Annotated in this window: 14 protein-coding genes; 1 reads left to right on the plus strand and 13 read right to left on the minus strand. The window is 41.7% G+C overall.

Annotated elements, in window-relative coordinates; translation table 11 throughout:
- Positions 1–101 precede the first annotated feature (101 nt).
- From CLOL250_RS08590 to CLOL250_RS08615, 6 genes are all read right to left on the minus strand, one after another.
- The gene (locus tag CLOL250_RS08590; RefSeq protein ID WP_008401955.1) at positions 102–1,073 is read right to left on the minus strand and encodes a glycoside hydrolase family 25 protein; all 972 of its coding nucleotides are present in this window, start codon (positions 1,071–1,073) and stop codon (positions 102–104) included.
- Between the two features lie 16 nt (positions 1,074–1,089).
- Positions 1,090–2,832 carry an alpha/beta hydrolase fold domain-containing protein gene (locus CLOL250_RS08595; protein WP_008401956.1) on the minus strand — a complete coding sequence of 581 codons (1,743 nt, stop codon included), beginning with the start codon at positions 2,830–2,832 and terminating at the stop codon, positions 1,090–1,092.
- Positions 2,833–2,914: 82 nt separating this feature from the next.
- On the minus strand, positions 2,915–4,456 hold the full coding sequence (locus CLOL250_RS08600; RefSeq protein ID WP_147554318.1) for a hypothetical protein: 1,542 nt from the start codon (positions 4,454–4,456) through the stop codon (positions 2,915–2,917).
- Positions 4,457–4,538: 82 nt separating this feature from the next.
- Positions 4,539–5,978 (minus strand): hypothetical protein, encoded by a 1,440-nt coding sequence (locus CLOL250_RS08605; protein WP_008401958.1) that lies wholly within the window; start codon positions 5,976–5,978, stop codon positions 4,539–4,541.
- 522 nt (positions 5,979–6,500) lie between these two features.
- Positions 6,501–8,069, minus strand: coding sequence for a DUF6034 family protein (locus tag CLOL250_RS08610; RefSeq protein ID WP_008401959.1), 1,569 nt, complete (start codon positions 8,067–8,069; stop codon positions 6,501–6,503).
- Positions 8,070–8,163: 94 nt separating this feature from the next.
- Positions 8,164–9,807 (minus strand): DUF6034 family protein, encoded by a 1,644-nt coding sequence (locus tag CLOL250_RS08615; protein ID WP_008401960.1) that lies wholly within the window; start codon positions 9,805–9,807, stop codon positions 8,164–8,166.
- 273 nt (positions 9,808–10,080) lie between these two features.
- On the opposite strand from CLOL250_RS08615, the gene panD reads away from it, so the two are divergent.
- Positions 10,081–10,464, plus strand: a complete 384-nt coding sequence (panD, locus tag CLOL250_RS08620; RefSeq protein WP_008401961.1) for an aspartate 1-decarboxylase — start codon at positions 10,081–10,083, stop codon at positions 10,462–10,464.
- Positions 10,465–10,624: 160 nt separating this feature from the next.
- Here panD and CLOL250_RS08625 read toward each other — a convergent pair whose 3' ends face one another.
- The 7 genes from CLOL250_RS08625 to CLOL250_RS08655 form a co-directional block, all read right to left on the minus strand.
- A complete protein-coding gene (locus tag CLOL250_RS08625; protein WP_008401962.1) occupies positions 10,625–11,395 on the minus strand; it encodes a hypothetical protein in 771 nt (256 codons plus the stop codon).
- Complete coding sequence (locus CLOL250_RS08630) at positions 11,392–12,918, minus strand: hypothetical protein (protein WP_008401963.1); 1,527 nt, start codon at positions 12,916–12,918, stop codon at positions 11,392–11,394. Before CLOL250_RS08630 ends, CLOL250_RS08625 begins: the two co-directional genes overlap by 4 nt.
- Before the next feature lie 17 nt (positions 12,919–12,935).
- Positions 12,936–17,111 carry a vWA domain-containing protein gene (locus CLOL250_RS08635; protein ID WP_008401965.1) on the minus strand — a complete coding sequence of 1,392 codons (4,176 nt, stop codon included), beginning with the start codon at positions 17,109–17,111 and terminating at the stop codon, positions 12,936–12,938.
- Entirely contained in the window at positions 17,102–19,882 is a 2,781-nt protein-coding gene (locus CLOL250_RS08640) for a glycoside hydrolase family 3 protein (RefSeq protein ID WP_044945711.1), read from the minus strand. Before CLOL250_RS08640 ends, CLOL250_RS08635 begins: the two co-directional genes overlap by 10 nt.
- 307 nt (positions 19,883–20,189) lie before the next feature.
- Complete coding sequence (locus tag CLOL250_RS08645; RefSeq protein ID WP_008401969.1) at positions 20,190–20,486, minus strand: nucleotidyltransferase family protein; 297 nt, start codon at positions 20,484–20,486, stop codon at positions 20,190–20,192.
- Between the two features lie 113 nt (positions 20,487–20,599).
- Entirely contained in the window at positions 20,600–23,107 is a 2,508-nt protein-coding gene (locus CLOL250_RS13400) for an FN3 domain-containing metallophosphoesterase family protein (protein ID WP_008401970.1), read from the minus strand.
- Between the two features lie 27 nt (positions 23,108–23,134).
- Positions 23,135–24,343 carry a YibE/F family protein gene (locus CLOL250_RS08655; protein WP_008401971.1) on the minus strand — a complete coding sequence of 403 codons (1,209 nt, stop codon included), beginning with the start codon at positions 24,341–24,343 and terminating at the stop codon, positions 23,135–23,137.
- Positions 24,344–24,515 lie beyond the last annotated feature (172 nt).

Genomic DNA, 24,515 nt, shown 5'->3' on the forward strand with positions numbered 1-24,515 from the left:
TAATTTTATAATTTTATCTTTTATCATAGACAAGAATCCATCTGCTCTATATTGTTGTGAAGCAGATGGATTCTATACTATAACCACATTATTAAAGTTCTTTATTTCATCCAGACATCGATATCCACCGAGCCGGAGATTCCCGGCACACTTCCCTCGCTGGTGTACTGCCAGCCGGTAAACAAATATGGGAAATCGGGTACATTGGAATATTGTGCCAGCCACAGCTGATAATCTCCCAGCCGATCCATATCCAGATTCTGTGCATACCAGTTCCTGTTTGCATAGATCATCGGTGTATATCCTGCATCCTTGATCGTATCGCAGAATCCAACGATTGCATCCGTCCGTTCCTCATTTGAGATATCATTGGCACGGGCGCCGTCCGCTTCCATCTTCTCCGTATCGATCACTACCGGATAACTGATCTTATAATCAGCAATGTTCTTGAGCACATACTGTGCCTCTTCCACGCCTTCCTCGTAGCTTACCGCCTGTGTATAGAAATATACACCGACCGGCATCTTGCTTTCGAGTGCAGTCTCTATATTCGTTACATAATTATCATCCAATGCCAATCCACCCTGAGTGTATCCACGATAACCAAGACGGATCATTGCAAACTGGATACCGGCTTCTTTTACCTGATCCCAGTCGATCGTTCCCTGATGACCGGATACATCGATTCCCAGCTTTGCCTTCTTGATATTATCATCTGAATAACGCATATACCCATCATCATCCATCTGAAATCGTTCCAGATCATAATTATGTCTGGCTACCTTGCTACTGATCTTATAGAGCTGGCAGGTCTCACGATCATCACCGACGATGATATAACTCTGCTTGATATAATTCCAGTAATTCTCGTAGATCAGATTTGCGAGTTCACCCGGTGGAAGCTCCACCCCATAAGTTACTTCTGTATATAACGTAGGCTTCGACCTTGTCGTCTTATTATGCTCCACCCCTATACAGATACCCGCTATAATACCGATCATAATACCAATTATAATGCATACCGCATATTTCATACGTTTTTCAAGTTGTTTTTTTCTGTCTATTTCTCTCATGTCTGCCACAAGCCGTTTAAAATTGGATTCGCTCTGTACCAAGTCTCAATTGAATAATTTTATCATATTTTCGTCTGATCGCATGGCGATATCGTCTTGCCACATCATCCGAAAACATATCTGTAATATCTTCTTTATTCAGAATCGCTCTGTCATATAACACTCTGTATTTGATATTCCAGTCATACATCAGACTTGTACAGTTATCGATACTTACCTTTATAAACGAGCCTTTCTTCTTTCCTGTTAATACTTTCAGATTTGCCTGCTTTCTGCCAACAGAATTCTTGACATCAAACAAAACCTCAGCCCCCGGAAACCGCTGCCATATAGCATCAAGAAACGCCTGTAGTTTCTTTGTTGTAAAATACTTCGTAACATCACAGCATACAAATAATATCGCTTCTCCCTGATTCTTCTTAACACTGTCAAGCCAAGTAAAATCCAAAATAGATTTTCCAATGTTCTGCTCCCTATCCTTGCTCTCCAGCATTCTGCGGCGAAGTTCCATTGTCTCAGGCATATCAACATTATACCATCGGATCCTTCCGTTATCCATCCGCGAAAACATGGTATCAAGTTCCGCCCCGACATTTACAATGATCCCATCTGCATACCTCATAATAAACTGTTTTACCCGTTTGTCAATCTCTACGATTCTTCCCATCTTAACCAGACGATCATATTCCGAATACATCGCATTCAGATCCTTATGGGAAACATTCAATTTGGTTGCGAGCTTAATAGATTCATCATCCTGATAAATCTTTGGATAGCGTTCCGCCACCATGGATCTTGCCCACACTGCCCGCTTGATCTCCGGGTTTACGAGTTTTGCTTCATCCTTAATACTGTCACTGATACGATTGATGATCATACGGCACTCAGGAATATGAGGATGCTCGATATAATCATGAGGCATCCCGAAATATTCAAAATAATGGATTCGAATCTGCTGTTTCTTTAGTCGATCATACAGATATCTTGCATATCCGTTTAACAGATCATCTTCTACCGTAAAAATGGCAATCTCATCACAGATATCAGTCAGATCTGCGTATACCGGACAGGTATATTCATTTTGATGATACAAATCCCTGATCCAGTATTTTCTCAAAAATTCTTTTATTCCTGGACGATAATAATACTTCCGCATCTCCTTCTTTCGATCCATCATTAGGTTCGCCATATTACCATCCATAAATTCAGTATCCATCGCCGGAGATAACAGAATCAGTTTATCCGGTCTCCTGATACCTTCTTTCCATGAAAGAACTGCCAGTGATAACGCAAGTCCGCCACCGGTCGAATCTCCGACTACTACCAGTCGGTCGATTGACATTTTCTTTGTCAGATGACGATATGCTCCGATCAGCATATCAAATGTATCCTGTGCACAGAACTCCGGTGTCAATGGATAGATCGGAACAATCGCACCGTAACCATTTTTCTCGATGACGGATGCAACAAATTCCCACTGATTTCTATTGATCTCCATGCAATGCCCGCCGCCGTGAATATAGAAAAAGAAATTTCTAACCTCTTTTCCTTTTGGCTTCACATAATAACATACACCAAGCTTTTCTTCGACCTTTGTGATCTCAAACTCATCCTGCATCCACTTTGGAGGAGTGCTGCATTCGTATTTTCTGCCCTTCAAGACCTTTTTTGCAATGTCATCTGCTTTCATACGTTTATCATCGAGCATGATACCTTCTATTTTCTCTTTTATGATAACAAGACTGTTTTGTGTACTCATATACTTTCTTCCTTAATATACACGTAACCCATTTTTACCTGTTACCATTTTCACATAACCATGGGTGAATATCAAGTAAAATTTAATTCTCAGCTATAAATCCCCAGTCTTCATCTGCCGTAATATTAAGGCTCTCAGACAGTGGCACAGGATCTATGAGATCACCCGTTACGGCATCTAAAATTACCAGCTGAGACGTATATGGATCATCATGATCATTATCTGCTTCCTCATGCCTGCTGAATATCCATGCAGGCACAAAACAGTATGTATCCTGATCCTCAGTCTGCCTCAGACAATATCCAAGCTCCAGATGATCAAATATTACTTCTCTGTATCCGGTCTTATATTTCTTATAGAATTCAGGTATTGCTTTCTCTGCCTTCTGTATCATTTCATCAAATGAAAGTAATGTGACCGAGTCTGTCTGTCCTGTCGGTTCCAGATAATCTTTCCAGCCGGCATTGATAACTCCATTTCCATCTACATATATCGTGTAGGATTCATGCGGAAGATCAAGTTCTATATCACCATCTTCCCCTGACAGATAATCAGTATCATAATATGCATAATCAGCAACCATCTGTGTACCCGCTGCCCGTCCATACAGGAAAATATAACCATCCCATTCACTTGCACCGACAGGGTTGCCGCTGTCATCATAATATGCCCACATCAGATCACTGACACCTTTAACCTGAACATCACTGATTCCCAGATCCAAAAGAAAATCATCAGCGATCGTCTTTGCTTCATCGACTGAATAGATACACTTGTTATCATGCACCATGGCTTCCGTTTCTTCCTCTGTCGTTCCGTCCTGTCCATTTCCTTGTGATGATTCGGTTTCCGTTTCCATGGACGCCGACTGCTCCTTATATTCTTCTACAGACATCATCGGGAGCTGGATCATATCCACCTCGGAGGCTCCATCCTGCGGACGATACTGTATCAAACTCTGTGTCATCTTAAAATGCGCCATCGGATATTCTGCACATGGAAAACCAAGCTCGAATTCTATATCATTACAGATGCCCTTATACAGATCAGCGGAATAATCAATAGCTGCTGCTCCATCCTCCGATGCTGCATCAAGCATTTTTTCCAGTCTCTTTATCTCATCTGTATACTGCTCCTCAAAGATTGCTTCTCCGTTTTCTTTTCTTGCTTTTGCATCTTCGTATTCCTGTTTTGCCGCATCCAGTTCATTTTCTATATCAGCTTTTGTCTTTGCTTTCTCACCACTCAGCTGAATATCCCGGTCAAATACTGCATTTACCACCTTTTCTTTATATTCCGGCGTCCTCTTCCTCTTTTTCACATATTCACGGATCGTACCTGACGTATCAAATGTCTGAATCCGGTCTGCTGCGATCTCGATAGATTCCAGCTCACTGTCTGCCGGATCTATCATCTGATGACAGGATTCCGGTATATCATAACCGGCAGAAACCGTTCCACTGTCGCCATTTGCATCCAGCCCTGTCTGTGTCGTTTCCTCCTGCTGCACGGAATCATAATCGATATCCTTCTTCCCACAGCCGGAAGTTATGGCTGTAAACATTAATGTGCCTGCAAATAACAACGCCATTCCCTTTCTTTGTTTCACCCTTGATTTTTTCATATTGATCTTCATCCTTTCCTGTCTTAGAATTTCCCGTTTTCCCTCATATTTCAGATAAAGTTCTGATACTGTTTATTATTTGCTATTCTGTTTCTACATTCATGGTCCGATATGTACCAAGGGCCTTTGATACTTCCACGATATCAATATAGGAACCGTCTGTTGCATCAAGCACCACCATCTGATCCGGATTCGACTCACCCTCAACATTTCCATTATCGTCTGTATATTCTTCAACCTGCGTAAATATCCATGCCGGTACATATTCAAATTCCCCCTCCCGCTCGCCCTGTCTCAGGCAATAGCAAAGCTGCAGGCGGTTATATTCAATCGTTTTATACTGTGTACTGTATTTTGCATAATATTCCGGGATTGAGGAATCTGCGCGCTCCATCAATTCTTTAAACGAGAGCATCTCTGCCGCTTCCGGTTCTTCCTCAGAAGAAAGATTATTTGTCCAATCCGCTCCGATGACACCATTATCATCGACTACGATCGTGCAGGAATCCGTAGGAATGGTTACTTCAGCATGTATCTGTGTAAAATTATCAACATTCCACGCATATAGTCCCTCTCCGATCGACTGATCCTTTATCATATGGTTGAATGTAAAATAATATCCATCGACATTTATCTCTACCGTACTGTAAAAATCATTATAATCCCATGCGAGCGCCGATGTCGAACTAAGAGACATATCATTACATCCGACATTCTTTAGAAAAGCTTCTGCTATTTCAAGTGCCTCCTGTTCTAAATACTTACATTCATTTACCGCCTTCTGTGCTTCTTCTGCTCCTGCATTACCATTTTCTACGCTTCTGTTTAATTCTATATACTGTCCACTCCTTATCGAATCCATCGGTTCATCCGGTGACCGGTACGATATTATATCCTCTTTTAATTCAAGACTGTAATCTGTATCTTCATCATTTGGTGGTGTAAAAATAAACTCATGATCTCCGATCGTTCCCAGATAACGAAGTGCAGAATAATCACCTGCCGCAGGATAAGTATCCGGTGCTTTCTCCAGTTTATCCTGAAGCTCTGCGATCGCATCATTTGCCTCCTTGATATGGTCTGCATCCGTTCCCATATTCTTCTTATATGCCTCCCAGGAATCAATCTGAGCTTCTATATCTGTCTTTGTCATATTATCCTCATCGTAAGCATAGATTCCCTTGCTCTTATCAAATATAGCTTCGGCTGCCTTTTTCCTGCCTTCCTGTCCTGTATTATTCCTGGATAATTTCTCTGTATACATTATGGCTGTGTCCGGTACTGAAATGTCACTGACCTTCATGGTGATATCATTAAGCCCTGAATCTCCGACCGCAATACTTCCATCATATGACTGCGGAATATCATATTTATCCTGAAGGCTTCCACTGTCCTTATTTCCGCTGCTACCATCGATATTATAATCTACATTTTTCTTGCTACAGCCGGCAAGCATCGTCGATACCATCAGCGTACCAACCACCAGCCATGCTGTCTCTCTTTTAAATCTTTTGTTTTTCATAGCCTTTCACTCCTTCATTTCATCCATTTTATTCCCCACTATAAAAGCTTCCTGCCGCCTTTGATAATTCAAGCAGATCGATCACCGTGCCATCCGTGGCATCTTACGACTTTCTAATTAAAACACACTATGCAATCATTTTTGCATCATATCTGTACATTTCCTGAATAATCAAAAAGGCACACCCATCGCCTTCTCTATATAATTACACGACTTGTTGCGTTTCTATTCGACTTGCACGCTTGTGTGGAGCACTTATCGAAGGCGAGTCAACGACGATGCCTGAGTTTAGTGCGTACCATGTAAGTCCCCTTAGCGAAGACAAACCAAAGGTGCAGTCTGAGTTTAGTAGGACTTACTGATTTATCAGCAGTCGCCCAAACTCACCCTGACGGGTTCAGACATGGGCTTGGTGCTGATAGCTAGTGCAAGTCTCATAACGAAACTACACAAATGTCGATGTTAATTATATAGAGAAGGCGATGGATGTGCCTTTTTAATCTACAGTTTTAATTTATAGTTTTATTCCTCAGAAGTATCTTCTGCACTGTTGTCCTCAGCGGAAGTATCTTCTGTACTGTTATCCTCGGAGGAAGTATCATCAGTATCATCGATATCTTCTCCGTCTTCTGTCGGTGTGTCATCATATGTATAATATGTGCCAAGTGACTTGGACAGTTCCAGAAGATCGATCACTGATCCGTCTCTTGCATCTATAACTACCAGCTGTGTAGGATTGTCTTTTTCTGAATAATCCTGATATTCATCATACTGGGACAAAATCCATGCAGGTACATAATCGAACTCACCATCTTTCTCGCCTTTTTTCAGGTAGTATGTAAGTTCCATTCCGTTAAACTCAATCTTCTTATAATTAGATGGATATTTGCTGTAATACTCAGGAACCGTTTCATCCAGCTTTGCAAGCAGATCTTTATAGGAGAGAATCTCTGCTGCCTGTGGTTCTCCGTCTGCCTCCAGATATTCGCACCAATTTGCTCCATTGATACCATTGGAATCTATAGAAACCGAACATTCTTCCGTCGGAATATCAATAGAAGCATTATCCTGCTGAAGATTTTCAACATTCCATGCATTTACAGTAGCAGTTGGCTGATTGTTGATCGCCCTTGAATATGTAAATGTATAACCATCTACTTCAGTTTCTAAATTATTGCCATCATTATCATAATAAACCCAGCAAAGTGCTGATGTCTTCTTTAATGATGCATCTGTGCATCCAACCTTTGCCAGAAAATCATCTGCCATCTGTCTGGCTTCATCTTCTGAGAATGTACACTTATTCATGTCTGCATCTACAGCGCTTGCATCGTCACTTTCATACTGCATATAATCATCAAGAGTTGTGGAATAGCAGCCATTTGCTCCATCCTTTGGACGATAGGTCAAGGTATCTCCGGTAAAATATAATGAATATCCGGTAGAACCATTATCTTCATCCGGTGTTGAAATTGTAAATTTCTGATCTCCGATCGATCCGATAAATGCATCACCTGAATAATCGCCGGCTGCCGGATATTCATCCGGTGCAGTCTGCATTTCCGTCTTCAGATCCTCAATCCATGTATCATAGTATGATACCATATCTGTATCAGAACTATTTTTCTTCTTTTCATTCTCATACATGTCGATTTCTTCCTGAATATCTGATTTGGTACGTTTCTCATAATCATACTCATAGATACCCTTATCTTTATCAAATACAGCCTCCACTGTCTGCTTCTTATCATCATTTGTCGTGGTTTTCTTCTTGCAAGGTGCAACATACAGATCTCCTGTATCCGGTACGATCACCTCTTCTGCATCAATGGCAATCTTCTGAATACCGGAATCACCTGTTGCGATCTGTGTATCACAGCTCTCAGGAATACCATATTTACCCTGAAGACTTCCGCTGTCTGCGTTGCTTCCACTTCCAGATCCTCCATTTCCGTCTACATCATAATCCACATCTTTCTTTCCGCATCCGGTTGCTGCTGTGCTGACTGCCAGCATACCGACCAAGAGCATAGCTGCCATTTTCTTACGATATGTACGAAATCCCACTTTATTATTTTTTTTGTTCTGCATATAAGTACCTCCTCTTTTCTTCTCTCATTATTATAGCTTCTGGATCATATCCAGTAAATGATTAATTTATAAATGTATTTACCGAGTCATTTCATTACTTTTCAGCTGTGTCACCGGTTGTGTCATCGGTTGTGTCATCTGTTGTATCGGAAGAAGCATCTGTTGTATCCTCTGATGAATCAGTATCTCCGACAGAGGTTATCGATGAATCTCCTTCATCGGAGACATCTCTTGCAATCGTATCAGTATCATAATTCTGATATGTTCCAAGTGACTTAGACAGTTCCAGAAGGTCGATCACTGATCCGTCGGTAGCATCTAAAACCACCATCTGATCCGGATAGTCTGCATTATTTGATTCATCTGCCATATCTTCGTACTGGGTCAATATCCATGCCGGCACATATTTGAATACTCCGTCTTCATCAGTCTTTTCCAGATAATAAGCAAGCTTCATGTCATTGAATTCAACCTTCTTATATCTGGTTGGATAAGTTGTATAATACTCCGCAATATTTGTATTTGCTTTCTTTAGAAGCTCATCAAATGATAACAGATCCTTACTCTCCGTCTTATCTGTAATCTCAAAATAATTTACCCAGTTTGCAGATATAACACCATTTGAGTCAACGTATACTTCACACTTTTCTGATGGAATACTTACAGAGGCATCATCCTGCATAAGATTATCAACATTCCATACTTCGGCAGATGCTGTCGGCTGATTATTGATCGATCTTGTATAGGAAAATACATATCCATCGACCTCTACTGAATCTGTATTACCATCTGCTCCATAATAATACCAGTAAAGATCCTGTGCCTTATTCAGTGTTACATCTGCCATACCGATCTTATTTACAAATTCATCTGCGATCGACTGTGCTTCATCTTTTGAGAATGTACATACATTTGTGGATGACATATCAACATCCGTCAGATCATCACCGGTATCCGGTGTGGAAAAATATACACCGCTGGCACCATCCTTTGGACGGTAAGTGATCAGTTGATCTTTCAGACCCATGGAACCGCTTGCCCCTCCCTGATCATCTACATTAACTAGGAATTTTCTACCACCGATCTCTCCCAGAAATTCAGTACCGGAATAATCATCAGCTGCCGGATATTCATCCGGAGCCTTCTGAAGCTGATCTTTTAAGCCATCGATCATGGAATCATACCAGGTTGAACCGGAAGTATCTCCATTCGCTGCAGAATTCTTCTTCTCCTTTTCGTACTGATCGATCTGTTCCTGAATATCTGCTTTTGTCATATTATCATAATCAAATGCATAGATACCTTTATCTTTTTCAAGAAGCGATTCTACAAGTTGCTTTTTTGCATCATTTGAAATTTCTTTTTTCTTTGCATATACGATTGGAAGATCCATTGTACTTGGAACTGATACCTCATCTGCTTCGATCGCAAGCTTGCTCAAGCCACTGTCGCCTGTCTCAAGTGTCATATCACAGGATTCCGGAATTCCGTATTTATCCTGAAGACTTCCACTGTCTGCGCTTCCTCCATTTCCTGATCCACCATCTACACTGTAATCTATATTCTTCTTTCCACAGCCTGTAAGTGTACTTCCTGCAACCAGAACTCCTGCTACGGCAAGTGCTGCCATCTTTTTATAATGCAGCTTTCTGTTTACCTGTGTTTTCTTAATACCTGCTGTGTCTTTTCTTATTTTTTCAAAATAATTACCTCCTGCTGTGATCCTGCATTCTAACAAACAAAATTAATATATTTTTTCAGCGCTGTAAAAATATTAACACAAACCATCGATTTTGTTCATTAATACGGGTCTATTTTTTTATTAAACTTTCTTAAGCTTTCTTTTCATTTTTCCCGACATATTAAATGTACATGACCACTACATATTTTATGCAATATAGTTGCATCCTTTTTGCATCCTTTTTCTACAATTTCTTGTATTTCTATATTGCATTTTTTCTTTTTATGTTATAGTATGTGCGATGAGAAAGAATAAAGAGGTGTCATTCCAATGAATATTACCATGTTAAAAAGTAAGATCCACAGAGCAGTTGTTACACAGGCTGAACTGAATTATGTCGGCAGTATCACCGTAGACTCTGAGCTTTTAAAGGAAGCAGGAATTCTTGAATATGAAATGGTGCAGATTGTTGATATTGAAAATGGAAATCGTTTTGAGACATACACGATCGCCGGAGAACCGGGATCAGGTGTTATGTGTTTAAATGGTGCCGCTGCCAGACAGGTTCAGGTAGGCGACCATATCATTCTGATGTGTTATGCTTCTATGACACCTGAAGAAGCCAAAGAATACAGGCCAACGGTAGTCTTTGTAAACGAAAACAATTCCATCTCCCGTATCACCAGCTATGAAAAGCATGGCGAGATAGGCTAGAGAATAAAGCAAAAAGAAAGAGACAGTACCTAACGGCAATGTCTCTTTCTTTTTAATTTACGATATGAACAATCGCTTTTCTATTTTTCTTCTTTATTTACTATCCGCAGGACTCTGGCCAGGTTGCTGACTACGACTGCATTTGGTAATACATTCTTGGTTACAACTCTTTCCCATTCCATTCCTGTTTCATCTCTTGAGAATCTGCTTTATCTGATGATATATCTTGACTATTAGCCTTCTGATCATATATCTTTGTATTTACGTCATAGGAATTTGATGCATAGCCCTGTTCATCCGCATTATAGCCGTTCGAATAATAGTCCTGCCCATTTGCCTCGTAGCCATTCGGATAATAACCTTGCGTATTTGCTTCGTAACCGCTCGGATAATAGCCCTGCTCATTCGTTTCGTAGCCATTTGGGTAATAGCTTTGCGCATTTCCCACATAGCCATCCGGGTAATAGTTTTGCGTATTTGCCGCATAGCCATCCGGGTAATAGTTTTGCGCATTCGGATAATAGCCTTGTGTATATAGCTGCTGCATGTTCTGAGCATTTACAGGCTGTATATATTCTCCGCTTTCCGACTGCTGATTTTCTGATGTAGTTTTTTTCTGCTTCTTCTGTTCTCTGGCAATCTTCTTCTCATTTTTCTTCTCGGCTTTCTTCGCCAGACGTTCTTCTCTGTGTTTTACCCTGTATGCCCGAACGATCAGAATATATACGATCCATAAGATAAGCAGGGAAACGATCGCAATTCCGGCATATAACTGCCACCGATGATAGGATGTAGCATAACGGTAGCCAAGCTCACTGTCAAGTGTTAACAGTTTATCTCCTGATACCTGTATTGTCAGATAGATGCTGTAACCGATCACACCCGCACCTGCAAGTGTAAGAAGGATCTGAATAATAGTATATACGATCATGACTGCTTCCTCCTTTTCCTGCCCTTTACGAATACAATGATATAAAGGATCAACAATACGAGAAACAAGCCGCCAAGTGCGATATATTCAAATATCCGCTTCACTGTTTTTCCTGATTCATAGGTGACTGTCGCTGAATATACCGACTGATTTCCCACAGCATCTTCGGCAATTAATGTTATCGTATTCTCACCGCCTGACAGCGTTATCTTCTTGTTAAAATAGTTCTGTGTCAGTTCAACAGGTTCTCCGTTTAATGTAAGAACTGCACCGGCTTCCGTATATCCATTCAGATAGATGCTGCCTTCCGTTACTACTTTTCCGTTTATGTCTTCGGATACAGATAATTGCGGTGGAATCGTATCTACATAGATATCTTTTGAAAATTCGGCCGCATTTCCTGTTCCGTCTGTTACTACAAATGAAACTGTGTTATCACCATCTTCCAGATTCACACGATACATGCCGGATTCTTTTTCTCCCTCCAGAATTTTCTGTTCTCCCAGATATGCATCAAATGTGCTGTTAGTATCTAATGTCACCGTTGCATTTATGAAACTGTTTTTTGTCATATCCGAATCCGTATCAAAGGCTACATCTGCCGATACTTTTACTGCAGAATCTGCAGTGATCAGATCATACATACAGCTCTCATTTGCTCTCACAACTGCCAGATATACTTTGGATGCATCTTCTGCATAATCTCCATAATAAGCATCTGTCGCTCCAACAGCTTCTTCCTTTATCAGATTATGAGCCTCGTCCCATACAAGCACTGTATAAGCTTCATCCTCTGCTGCATTCCATGAAATGTAATAACCATCGTTATAGGTTCCGCCTTTTACACCGTCTACCTTCTGTGAATCATTCGGATTCTGATAGCTGACAAATCCGTCACTGTACGCCCGCTGATAGATTCCATCCACAGATACACGGATATAAAAATGATACTCACCACTTGAAAGGCTGTCCAGATCAAAGGAAACAGTACCCTTCTTATCCATATATTCACTGTAAACACAAGTTCCGTCAAATCCCTCAGAGTCTGTATCTGCAAATATTTCTACATAGATCTCATCCGGGCTGTCTGTGATCTTATAGTCTGCTGTTACACTTCCATCTGTATTCTGTGTTACCGCAAATTTGCTGATCACTAAAGAATTCGGAAGTTCACCAACTGTTACATCTACAGTTCCCATATTGTCACCTGCCACCTTAACTGTCCAGGTTCCTTCTTCTCCTTTTCCTACATTAACGATTGCTTCACCATTTGACTCGTATACCTGATCCGGTGTCTTATCCTTACTGTAGACTTTACCGGATGGTGACGTCAGCGTTACAGTTCCTGCCTGTTCATAATTTTCCCACGTCACATAAAAGACTGCTTCTGTATATTCATAATCCAGATCGATCGTTACCTCTGTCTCCGCTGCATGAACCGGAAGTATCAGACAGCCAACTGCAATAGTCACCATTAACAGCCATATACATATTTTACTTACTATTCTTGTCTCTCTTTTCATATGCTTCTGTTACCCCCTTAGTTGGATGATGCATGAACTTTATCCCACAGGAAGAGTTCTCCATTATCTTCATACCAGATAGATGCTTCTTTCTCTTTGCCGTTATTCCCACTGTAATTCAATGTTACCTTGGCTTTATTAAAATCCCAATCCCAGTCAACGGCAAGCTTCGATGCTCCCTTTGCATGAACATTAGCAGGTGCCATATCCACGTTACCATTTACACCAAGCTTGATATATCCACCGGTCAGATTGCCACCAAGATTTGCATCAGCACTTCCGTTTACCTCACAGCCAAAGCCTGAGATTCCAAGTTCTACAGAAGCAGATACATCCAGACCATCTTTATTTATCTTTGCTGCTGCCTTCGCCTTTTCTGATCCAAGCAGTGACAGATCAGCCGAGATTGTAAATTCTGGATCACTGAAATTAATCTCTACCTTACCATTTGCTTCACCGATCTCACCCCATGACTTGAACTTCTTCATCAGAGCATTATTGCCGTTAAACGAAGCAAACAGGTTGATATCTGCACCCGCAGTTCCTGCAAGTATAATGTCCTGCTTATTATATAAAGTATTATCAAGACCGGTACCGATAATATTATATGTTTTCTCCGGGATCACTGATTCGTACAGATTTAAGGCGATCGTACTCATACCCTGCAATTCTCCGCCAACCTGATTGATGTCAATGACTTTATAAACCGTTATTCCCGGATCTAATGCTGCTCCAATCGTTACTTTATCCGGCAGCCAGTAATAGGAAGAAAACGAGCCGTCAAATCCGGCAATCCGACTGTCAAAGAATCCCGGTATGGATGTTGCCAGATCAATCTTTCCACCAATCTTCCAATACTCGTAATCAGGATCCAGGGAATTTAATTTTAGTGACAATTCATTGATCCCAAAGGTTCCAAAATTAATCTTATCATCTACAGATAATGTTACTTCTCCACCAAACTGAATGCCATCCGGTGTGATCGCCATTGATAAGGATCCATCTAAGCCTCCAAAGAATTCTTTTGCTCCAAACTGCTTTAAGCTGCTCCGTTTCGTGACAGGCTCCGACTCCTTATTCGCTCCGGTTTTATGTTGAAGTGATTTCTTTGTTGAATCAATAATTTCATCCAGCCGGAATGATGAAATATCTACCTGTAACCGGTTACTGTGCAGATTTACCTCTGCAACATCGATATCCATGATAAACGGCACGGAAAGATTCAGACTGGCAATCGTCTGATCAAATGATATATCAGATCCGCTGACCGTTACATAATATCCATTTTGCCCAATTACATAATCTTTATTTCCCATAACAAGACCGGCGAAGCTGCCATTGGCCTGTTCCATCTCTGCGTAACTGACATAGAGTTTTCCATCTCCCTGAACCTTACCGGAATCACCGACCTTGATCGTCTTATTTGCCACAAGGGAAAGATCCGGATCCATGTCGTCCACAATGATCTCCATATCACCTGAGCTGTGAACAAATCCGTTAATCATGACATTTCCACTGGCCGCCAGGCGATCATCTGCTGTCTGACCAATGGCATCTGCCGTGATCGTCATATCACCAAGTCGGATCGAGGTTGTTGTTCCTGCTTTGAATACCTTAAACAGAGATTTTCCTACAACAAGACGACCATCTGTTGTCTTCACTTTGACATCATAGATACCGGCAGTCAGTTCGCCATTTAATTTGCCTGTAAGACTTGTTTTATCTGCTACCTGTATATCTGTTAATACCAGATTGCCAACCGTCACACTCGCAATATCAGAAAATCCTCCGCCATTTACAGTCAAGGTGATACCATTCTGTACATCCTTTACAGATACATTTCCCGGCGTTACCGAAGATACTCCGAGTGTATTCTCATCTACTTTCCGGATAAATCCTGCATCATCTGAATCCTCCGGTTTATTCTCTTCTTTCAAATAATAATTCTTTGTCGCTGTTGCATTATATTCTGCGATATCAACAGTAAGGAATCTAGGATCTACATCCGGATTCTTTGTTACCGTATATGATATGCTGTAATTATTTACGATATATTTCTGAAGATACAGATAGATATCCGATAGCTCCGTAGATGCAGATGCCTTTACGAATTTACCACCGGTTACTTCTGCGATTGCCTGCATATATGCGTCATCACATTCGCCAAATCCAACCGTATATACACTGATTCCAAGTTTTGCTGCTCGGTCAGTTGCAGCCTGCATATCTTCTTCCGAACCTCCGTCCTGTCCGTCAGACATCAGGATAACTGCTCTGCTGCCTTTTTCCGCTTCCAGATTATCAAGTGCAAGATTTAGACCGGCAGATATGTTGGTTCCACCACCATCTGAAATAGCTGCTATAGAGTTCTTCAGCGTTCCGCTTCTGGATGTCAACGATTGCTCCAGATATGCCTCATTATCATATGAAACAATCATCATTTTCTCTGAGGTTATATGCTCTACCGCTTCTGTTGCGGCCTGCTTTGCGTTTGCGATCGCCGCACCTTCCATACTGCCGCTCTTATCCATTACGATACCGATACTGACAGCTTCACTCTCTGCCCCGCTGTTCAGTGTAAAATCCGTGATCTCATACTGCGTATCGATCACCGTAAAATCTTCCTTTGTAAACTGATCTGCCAGTTCTTCTTTGGAGTCCTTTGTTCCATTGATATTAATGTATGCCTGAATGGATGGATATGCCGAAGTATCGATACGGCTGATATGAATGTTGATCCTATCGTATTTTAATGTGGTTGCAACGTACGAATTAAATGAACCATTTATGGTTTCTTCCGATACAGGAACAACCTGACTGCTCTGTTTATCTACCATATCGTTAACGGCAGCATTCAGCTCAGCATTATAACTGTCATCGGAGATCTGATTGTACTGTGTCACAACTTCATCAATTGCATCTTTTAATAATGATGAATCACTGATCTTAGCACTGTTATCAATGACATTATGCAGATGCTCGTTTGCCGTATCTCTGTCATCCATTGCAAGATACAATTTGGACAACTGCAGTTCGTAAAATCCCGTATCGTCTCCACGATATGGCTCCTGTACAAGAACATAATTAACTGCACGCTTGATCGGTACATAACTTGCATCCTTATAATAGGAATCCGCTTCCTCCAGCAATTCATTTATCTCATCTGCATGTGCTCCGTCATAACCTTCATCATCTATCAGCTTTTGTGCCTTCTCTTTCGCGCGCTCCGCCTTCTTCACCAGGCTCTTGATCTCATCATCCTTCATATCGAATGAGTCTTCCGTATAGTTCTGATCTCTGGTATTTCGATATACTTCTTCGACAATTACATCCGTATATATAACCGTATTCTCCGGGCTTTTAAAATTCTTGTTCAGCTCGGAGGCTATATCCTTTGCCTTATCAAAATCATTCTGATATACATAATAACCGATCTCCCGCCGGAGTACTTCTTCTGTCTCACCATATGTATGCTTCAGATCCCTGATATCATCCTCTGTAAGATCAGCAACTGCCACGCCATGGATCTTATTGTCAAGCTCATACGCTTCTTCAAACTCCCGCTGTTCTTTTCTGGTAAAATCAAGATCTTCGATATAGGCAGTCAGTGAATCCGTCAGTGTTTCATTTAATGCATTACCCGTGTCATCTGACTCCCCACTCCATGCAGTCTCCTGAACTCCATCTTCTTTTTCCAGATCAGACAGATAAGATTCATAATCTGTATATGCCTTTTCTCCTCCGGAGATCATTCCTAGTTTCCCGGAGCAATAGTCATCAAGAGCCGTCAGATATGCCTTTCCTGCCTTACTGATCCCGTTTTGTTCTGATAACTCCTGAAGTTTAAAATGGCCATTAATATAATCTCCGTTCATGACATCACATGCCACACTGAGCAGTTCTTTTTCTTCAAAAGAACCTGCAATGTCGTCAAGAAGGATTGCCGCCTGATCGATATTGCCCTCTTTCATATAACAATACGCCATATAGATATTCTGATCATTTGTATCTGCGTCCGTAAAATATGCCCGGACGCCAAGAAAGGTAGTCCCGGCAAAAGCCAGAACTACCCCTATCGTGAGCAGCCATTCCGGGACATTTCTCTTTGTCTTAAAGATGAAATGTCCGCATATATCAACGACTGTAAAAAACAGAAAGATAATTGCTATCTTCAGTAAAATATTTAATTCCAAATTTTGCCCTCCCTTAAATATCTGAATCTGATCTGTTTTAAATGAAGACCATTTTTACCGACATTCAGACGCATAACTGAAAATCTGGTATGCAGATCAAATTCTTTTTTGATAACCATGTCTTCCCCATTTGTTCCATGGAATGTGAAACTGAGGCTCGGTATATTGGTATAATACAACGTACATGGCATTTGGGCAAGTTCTGAGAGATTGGAACTTCCGATCAGTTCGATCTCATAAATTCCTTTTTTTTGTACATCAAACGGAAGTACATAATTTACACCGGCTTTCGACTCCTTGGTATCAAGTCGTAATTCATAGTCGCCATCTAATCTGACAAATTCAACCTCTGACAGATCAACATCATCCGGTTCCGCCGGACGATTGATGATCGATACCTCTGTCGGGCAGCCCATTGCTCTGCGCATTGCTTCTGTATCAAGTACAAAGCCACAGATGTTCGCTGCATTTCTCTGAAGCTCCGCGCGCTTCAGCCGTCCATCTACGAGTGCTGCGACTGTATTGTCTCCGCTGGCATTTGTTGATCCATCCGGACATACCATATAGATATCATTCTGCGCACGTGCCATTGCCGCAAAATTAATCTTATCCGGCTCCTGTCCACGCTCATTGATGGATGCCCACCAGTCAGTCATGACGATACCTTTAAATCCCCATTCTTCTCTGAGGATTGTCGTACAGAGATCATAATTTCCGGCTGTCCATACTCCGTTTACCGGTCCGTATGTCGTCATGATCGCATCGCAGACACCACTTTTTACGATCATCTCAAAGCCTTTCAGATAGATCTCCCGAAGTGCACGTTCTGATACAACAGGATCTGCAAAATGTCGTCTCATCTCCTGATTATTTGCACAGAAATGCTTCGCTGCCCCTGTTACACCTGCTGCATGCAGACCTTCTAACACCGCACCGGCAAAGCATCCTGTCACATATGGGTCTTCCGAGAAATATTCAAAGTTTCTTCCATTTAACGGATGACGGTGAATATTCATACCGGGTCCCAGTAAACAGTCAACCCTCTGTGAGATCATCTCATAACCGGTACAGGTGTAAAGCTCTTTTACAAGCTCTGTATTAAATGTACATCCGATGATCGTTCCGTTTGGCAGACTGAATGCTTTCACGCCACAGTCTAACCGCATACCGGACGGTCCATCACTGCAACATACCGAAGGGATTCCATGACGTTTGATCAGTGACTTGGATACACCGCCAAATGCTGCTGCCGTTCCCGGTGTTACAAGTGAACTTCCCATGCCTTCTCCTCGAATGATACAAGTAAGGTCATCGTCTGTCAATTCTGAAATAAATTTATCCATTCCGATCGAACCATCTGCCACATCGGATAATGTATGAGTACCCATCGTCTGACGGATCTCCTGTGGAAGATGATCCTGTCTTCTTTGCTTCTCGTTTGATGCATGCTGTGGTGCTGCTTCCATCATGACCTGATATCCGTTCTCTGTCTCTGCTGCCTTCATTCTGTCAAATGCTTCTACCGGAGCAAGTGCAGAGCAAAGCTGTTCGATCACAAGATCATCTGCAAGCTCAAACGCGCCTGCACATTCTGCACTTCTGACATTTTCGCCGGCAAATACATGATATGTGCCTGCTTCTAATACAAATGCATAAGCATGTCCTGTAATACCGGAGTCGTCATAGGAAGCAAAGCGGCTGTATGGAACGGTAATATCCAGTTCTTCTGATTCACCCGGTGCAAGCTCCTTCGTCTTTGCAAATCCGACAAGAACCTTATCTGCTTTTCCAAGCTTACCCTGCGGAGCTTCCACATAGACCTGAACAACATCTTTTCCTTTCTTTAAACCGACATTTGAAACAGTTACATGAAGTGTAAACTGCTGTTTCTCCGGCTCATTTGCAAATACAACGACTGCCTTTTCAAATGTTGTGTAGGACAGACCATATCCAAATGGATATCTGACGCTGTCCTTTGCGAAAGTCTCAAAATAACGATATCCGACATAGATATCTTCACTGTAATAATTCTTATCCGGATCACCAAAATATGGTGTAGAAGGATAATCAGCAACTTTATATGCGATCGTGTCTGTCAGATGACCGGATGGTGAAACAGCTCCTGTTAATACATCTGCCGTTCCAAGTCCACCGACCATGCCGCCCTGCCATACATACATAACGGCTTCCGGCTGGTAACGGTCTATAAAACTCATATCGAGCAGGCCGCCGACATTTAATAAAACTATCATCTTATCAAAGTTCTTTCTTACTTTTGTGAGCAGATCTTCTTCCACATCTGTAAGCTGATAAGAGCCCTTTGTATCACTTGCATCCTTATCCTCGCCTGCTGTACGTCCGATGATCACGATAGCTGTCTCTGATCGCTTGCCGGCTGCTTCCACAACCTCATCGGTCAGCTCCATTTCTTCCTGACACCACGGTTCATTTCCCCAGCCTTCGCCTTCATTAAATGGATGTGTCTTTTCCCAGTCCTGATAGATCCTGATCAGCTCCTCATCCAAGATGACCTGACCACTCTCACGAAGACCATCTACGATTCCATAGACCTTTGATACATTTACCATTCCTCCTGAACCGGTTCCGCTCTTATAATAGTGGTTCTGGATTCTTCCAAATACTGCCACCTTCTCATCTTTTACAAGCGGAAGTGCCTGATCTTTATTCTCAAGCAGAACACAACCTTCTGCTACTGTCTGTTTTGCAAGTGCTACATACTGATTCCAATCCAATACTACCTGATTCTTCATATCCATCATACTCCTTTTCCTGATTTTATCCGTTTGTTTTATCTCATTTATATAGTTACGTCCTTGTTTAATTTATAAATATAATAATATTTTTTTATTTATAGAAATATAATAAAAACGATATTTTTATCATTTTTTCGACTATTTTAAAATCAAAAAAACTGCTGTTTGAATTATTCAAACAACAGTCTTTTCCCATATTTTATTTGATTCATTCTTACAATATTAAATGATTTTATTAATCTGTTCTTTCAGCAGTTCTATATCATCGCAATATCCAATTATTTTCTTAAGAATCTCTACATCATTATTCTTCATAAAGAACCACCCCCTCATTTTGAATATTGTCTAAAAATATCTTGTCTTTTATACCCGTCGTAACGACATCAACATGACACTGTAATTCATCTTCTAAATCATACACGAACGCCATGTACTTTATTAAACTCGTCATCTTTCCTTTATCCACATAAAGATCTACATCACTGTCATCATTTGCTTCTCCTCTTGCATAAGAACCAAACAAACACATACGAGATATGCCATGTTTTTTTGCAATTGGTATTGTTTTATCTTTGATTTCTTCAATTGTATAACACATCATACATACCTCCCTCTCAAAATATGCAAGCAAGTAATTTTATGTTTATTATACCACAAGAATCCCGCCCGGCATACACCAAACGGGATTCTTATATTTTTCTGTATGACTGACACTTACTGTTTATTCTTTCTGCTCTTTGCGAACACACAGCCAGCTCCAACAAAGCATGCGCAGCTTGCAAGAACTGCTACATAAACGATCGGGGTTGTATCACCTGTTTTTACGAGCTTAGAATCTTTACCGGTCTTATCTTCGGTTGTACCTGTATCTTTAGTAGTCTCTGAAGATATTGTTGATTCTGTATCTTCCATCTCACCGGTATGTTCCTCGGTGGTATCTTCATCACTGTCTGAATCTGTATCCTCCGTGGTTGCTTTCTGAGTTGTCTCGGTTGTAGCATCCTCGGTCGTAACTTTTTCTGTCGTTTCTTCTTCAGTCGTCACATTCTCCGTTGTCGTCTCCTGTATAACCGGTATAGCGGCTGTCTCTACCTTTCCACAAACAGTACATTCATGCTTCTTTATTCCTGTAGCAGATGTTGTGGCTGCTGTTACAACCTGCCATGCGCCATACTGATGACCCTTTGCCGCAACTACTGTATCAAGAAGTGTGATTTCCTGTTCACCGTCTGCATCACGGAAATATTTGCCGCATTCATCGCAGTACCAGTATGCGATATTTCCTTCATCCAGACAGGTGGCTTCTCCGGCAGATACTGCCTTCATATTATGTACATGCTTCTTATTGATTGCAAATGAATCAACCACGCTCATATCACTGGTTCTATATGTTGTTACCTTAAACTGGCTGTCTGACACATCTACTCTTGAAATGTTTGGAACATTTTCCTGATTCATCACTCTGGAATATGGGAAGCTTGCATTCTTGATCGTGTAGAACTTGGAACCAGATGCAGAGTTTAATGTCACATATAAGATTCCTGTTGGATTTGTGATCGATGAATAATCGGCATCATTATAGATCGATGCATCTGTCATCGGATCAAGTCCATCCATCATGTAGGTTCTGCAATATACATGGTCATGTCCCATAAGAACCACATCGATATCAAGATCCTTGAATACCGGAACCAGTTCCTCTCGTCTTGTCAATATGCCGCTCTCCAAAGAATGGCTTGCTACGGAATAAATGGAGTGATGGAATACAACCACCTTCCATGTAATATCCTGACCTGCAGTTGCCTGCATTGCCTGTTCCATAAATGCCTTATGCTCGGCTGTCGATGTATTGTTACTGTTCAGTGCAAGGAACAGTACATGATTGTATACGAAATAATAGTCTCCGCCTGCTGCAGTCGTTCCATAGCTGCTTTCATTCGGATTGTTAAAATGCTGATCGTACGCCGCAGAACCGGAATCATGGTTACCTACCACTGTTGCGGTTGGAAGATCAAGTAAAGTATCATGCTCCAGATATCCGTCGTACTGATCTTCATTTGATGCTGTATTTACCTGATCACCTGCTGATAACAGGAAGTCCACACCGTCAAATGCACTGTTGCCGGAAATCAGCTTTAGCGTCTTCTCCCATCCGTCTGTATCGTTTACAGAACTTCCGCTTGCACCGATCTGTGGATCACCTGCTGCTGCAAATGAGAATGCGCCTGTTCCACCGGTTGTAAAGGAACGGATCTCTGACTTTGTCTCTCCATTTACCAACTGATAAGCATATGTCGTATCAGCTGACAGTCCGGTTGCTGTCGTCTGATAGTTGTAGTAACCGGATTTGTTGGATGCAGTTTCATTTGCCGTGAAGCTCTTTGCATCTGCCGGCATCTCGTTCCCACTGACTTCTGAATTCTTAGCAACCAGAAGTGTGCCTGTTCCATCAACATCTGCATACCAGGTTACATTGATCTCAGACGCATCCTTACCAACCGTCCATGAGATATTCTTCTGTGTATATACCGGTACGGATACTGTCGTCTCAAATGTAAGAGTCGGCATATCAAAATAAATATCCGAGCTGGATGAGCGTCCCTGATGAAGCTCTACTGCTATAACATTTTTTCCATCCTTCACTGCCGCAAGTGCTGCCGGATCACTGGTACTGATCGTTCCGGTCTTTGGATCGCCGGCATTGGAACCGCCATACTGAAGATTGCCTGTTATGCTGTCATCATCAAAGCCTGCAATCTTCACACCATTTACATATACGGTTGCTGCATCATCATAGATCACACTTCCTGATATCTTCGTTACCTTAGAAGCATCCGGTATCGTTACATCCGTACGGAAGAAAAACGCTTCAATATCGGTTGTTCCATCTGCCTTGTACTGTGTTAATAATGTCTTTGGTGTACATCCGCCACCCAGATCATTGATTTTTCCTTTCTTTGCTCCAAAAGGACCTGTCGCTGTCTTCCATGCAGATATGTCATAGTCATCCTTGGTCCAGCTTGTCCGGTCATAGCCTGCTGCTATGCTGTCGCCTGCCGGGTCGCTTCCATCATCCAGATAACTCCATGTTACATTTCCATCCATTGTTACATCATTCTCTGCTGCCCTTGTCTGAAAAAGGGGCTGTGCCATCGTTGCTACCAACAATAATGACAAAAGTGCAGAAAGTCTTCCTGTTGTCTTACGTCTGTGTTTTTTCATTCATTTTCCTCTTTTCATCTTTTCATTTTATCTATGTGAAATGCGCATTGCTGCGCAGATTCCTGTCGTTATCGGTACGGTAAGGATCACTCCGATCGTTGCACACAATCCCTGTGCAAGCTCGATCGCCAGGTAGTCCGATGATATGAACTGTGTCCGGCTCACTCCATAGGCGGTTAATACCAGCATCGTATTGAGTGCCGTTCCCGCAAATGCAAGGATCAGCGTATTGCTCATGGTTCCGATCATATCTTTTCCGATATTAAATCCCGACTTCATAACCTGTCGAGCGGTTACCGAAGGATCTACAGCGACCAGTTCCATAAGCGCTGCCGTAAGGGAAACTGCCACATCCATAACGGCTCCAAGGGAAGATACCAGAACGCCTGCGATCAGAAGTGATCGAACCGAAAGTCCTGTCGCTCCCTGAATGACCAGTAGTTCTTCCGCATTGTCACTGTTAAATCCTGTAAGATGTAAGGTTTTTGAACTTATGTAAAAAATAATTCCTGTTACTGCAACTCCAAGTACAGTAGCAAGTGCGGATACAGCCGTCCGTCTGCTGCAGCCATTTAACAACAACAGGCTGACTGCTGTTCCTGTTAATATGGTCAGGATTGAGACAATTACAGGAGGAAATCCGTGGTAGATCGCCTGAACCATAAACAGTACTACCAGAAGAAGTGTAAAAACGACACCGGCTAATGCCCGTAAGCCTTTTCCTTTTCCCACAAACAACATTACCGTGGCAAATACCACCACAAGGATGCCAAGTGGCAGGCACCTGTCATAATTGAATACTGTGTAGTAGGGAGCTACTCCCTCCGGCATATCTGCACATACGATTATTTTCTGATTAGCGTTTACATAGATGTTATGTGTCTGCGACAAATAATTATCAATCGATACTTTGTCGCCTTTCTGATCTCCTTCCAGAATCAGAACTGTAAGCTCCTGTTCCCCAAGATATCTGGAATGATCATATGGATCTGTCTCCAGCCGCTCATTATCGACAGATACTACCCGCCCTCTTACGAATGTCCTGCTGTCGTTGTTGTACATTGTATAGCTGTTGATCCGATCCCAATCAAATGAACCTGCCGCCAGAAGAAAGGCTGCTCCGATCAGGAAAACCGCGATATATACTGCATTTCTTCTCACAAATAAAACAAGATGCTCACCTGTTTTTTCATCCGTTTCCCTTATCGTTTTGTCTTTTTTCTCTGTCTCTTTCATTTCCGGCTGCCTGCTCCTTATACATATGAGGCGAACCTGCCTGCTCCTTGAGGTGGTCTCACTTCATTTCTGTATTTATTATAGATATGCCTGCATGTGCCTGCTATCACACTTCCGTAAAGATTGCAAGGAGCATATATTTCTTTTGTAAAATTCACGAAAAAACAGGCAG

The organism is Clostridium sp. L2-50 (genome assembly GCF_000154245.1).
Taxonomy (GTDB): domain Bacteria; phylum Bacillota; class Clostridia; order Lachnospirales; family Lachnospiraceae; genus Coprococcus.

Coding starts and splice junctions, on each gene's coding strand:
- CLOL250_RS08590 (WP_008401955.1), bottom strand. CDS start 1,073: ATGAGAGAAATAGACAGAAAAAAACAACTTGAAAAACGTATGAAATAT.
- CLOL250_RS08595 (WP_008401956.1), bottom strand. CDS start 2,832: ATGAGTACACAAAACAGTCTTGTTATCATAAAAGAGAAAATAGAAGGT.
- CLOL250_RS08600 (WP_147554318.1), bottom strand. CDS start 4,456: ATGAAAAAATCAAGGGTGAAACAAAGAAAGGGAATGGCGTTGTTATTT.
- CLOL250_RS08605 (WP_008401958.1), bottom strand. CDS start 5,978: ATGAAAAACAAAAGATTTAAAAGAGAGACAGCATGGCTGGTGGTTGGT.
- CLOL250_RS08610 (WP_008401959.1), bottom strand. CDS start 8,069: ATGCAGAACAAAAAAAATAATAAAGTGGGATTTCGTACATATCGTAAG.
- panD (WP_008401961.1), top strand. CDS start 10,081: ATGAATATTACCATGTTAAAAAGTAAGATCCACAGAGCAGTTGTTACA.
- CLOL250_RS08625 (WP_008401962.1), bottom strand. CDS start 11,395: ATGATCGTATATACTATTATTCAGATCCTTCTTACACTTGCAGGTGCG.
- CLOL250_RS08630 (WP_008401963.1), bottom strand. CDS start 12,918: ATGAAAAGAGAGACAAGAATAGTAAGTAAAATATGTATATGGCTGTTA.
- CLOL250_RS08640 (WP_044945711.1), bottom strand. CDS start 19,882: ATGAAGAATCAGGTAGTATTGGATTGGAATCAGTATGTAGCACTTGCA.
- CLOL250_RS08645 (WP_008401969.1), bottom strand. CDS start 20,486: ATGATGTGTTATACAATTGAAGAAATCAAAGATAAAACAATACCAATT.
- CLOL250_RS13400 (WP_008401970.1), bottom strand. CDS start 23,107: ATGAAAAAACACAGACGTAAGACAACAGGAAGACTTTCTGCACTTTTG.
- CLOL250_RS08655 (WP_008401971.1), bottom strand. CDS start 24,343: ATGAAAGAGACAGAGAAAAAAGACAAAACGATAAGGGAAACGGATGAA.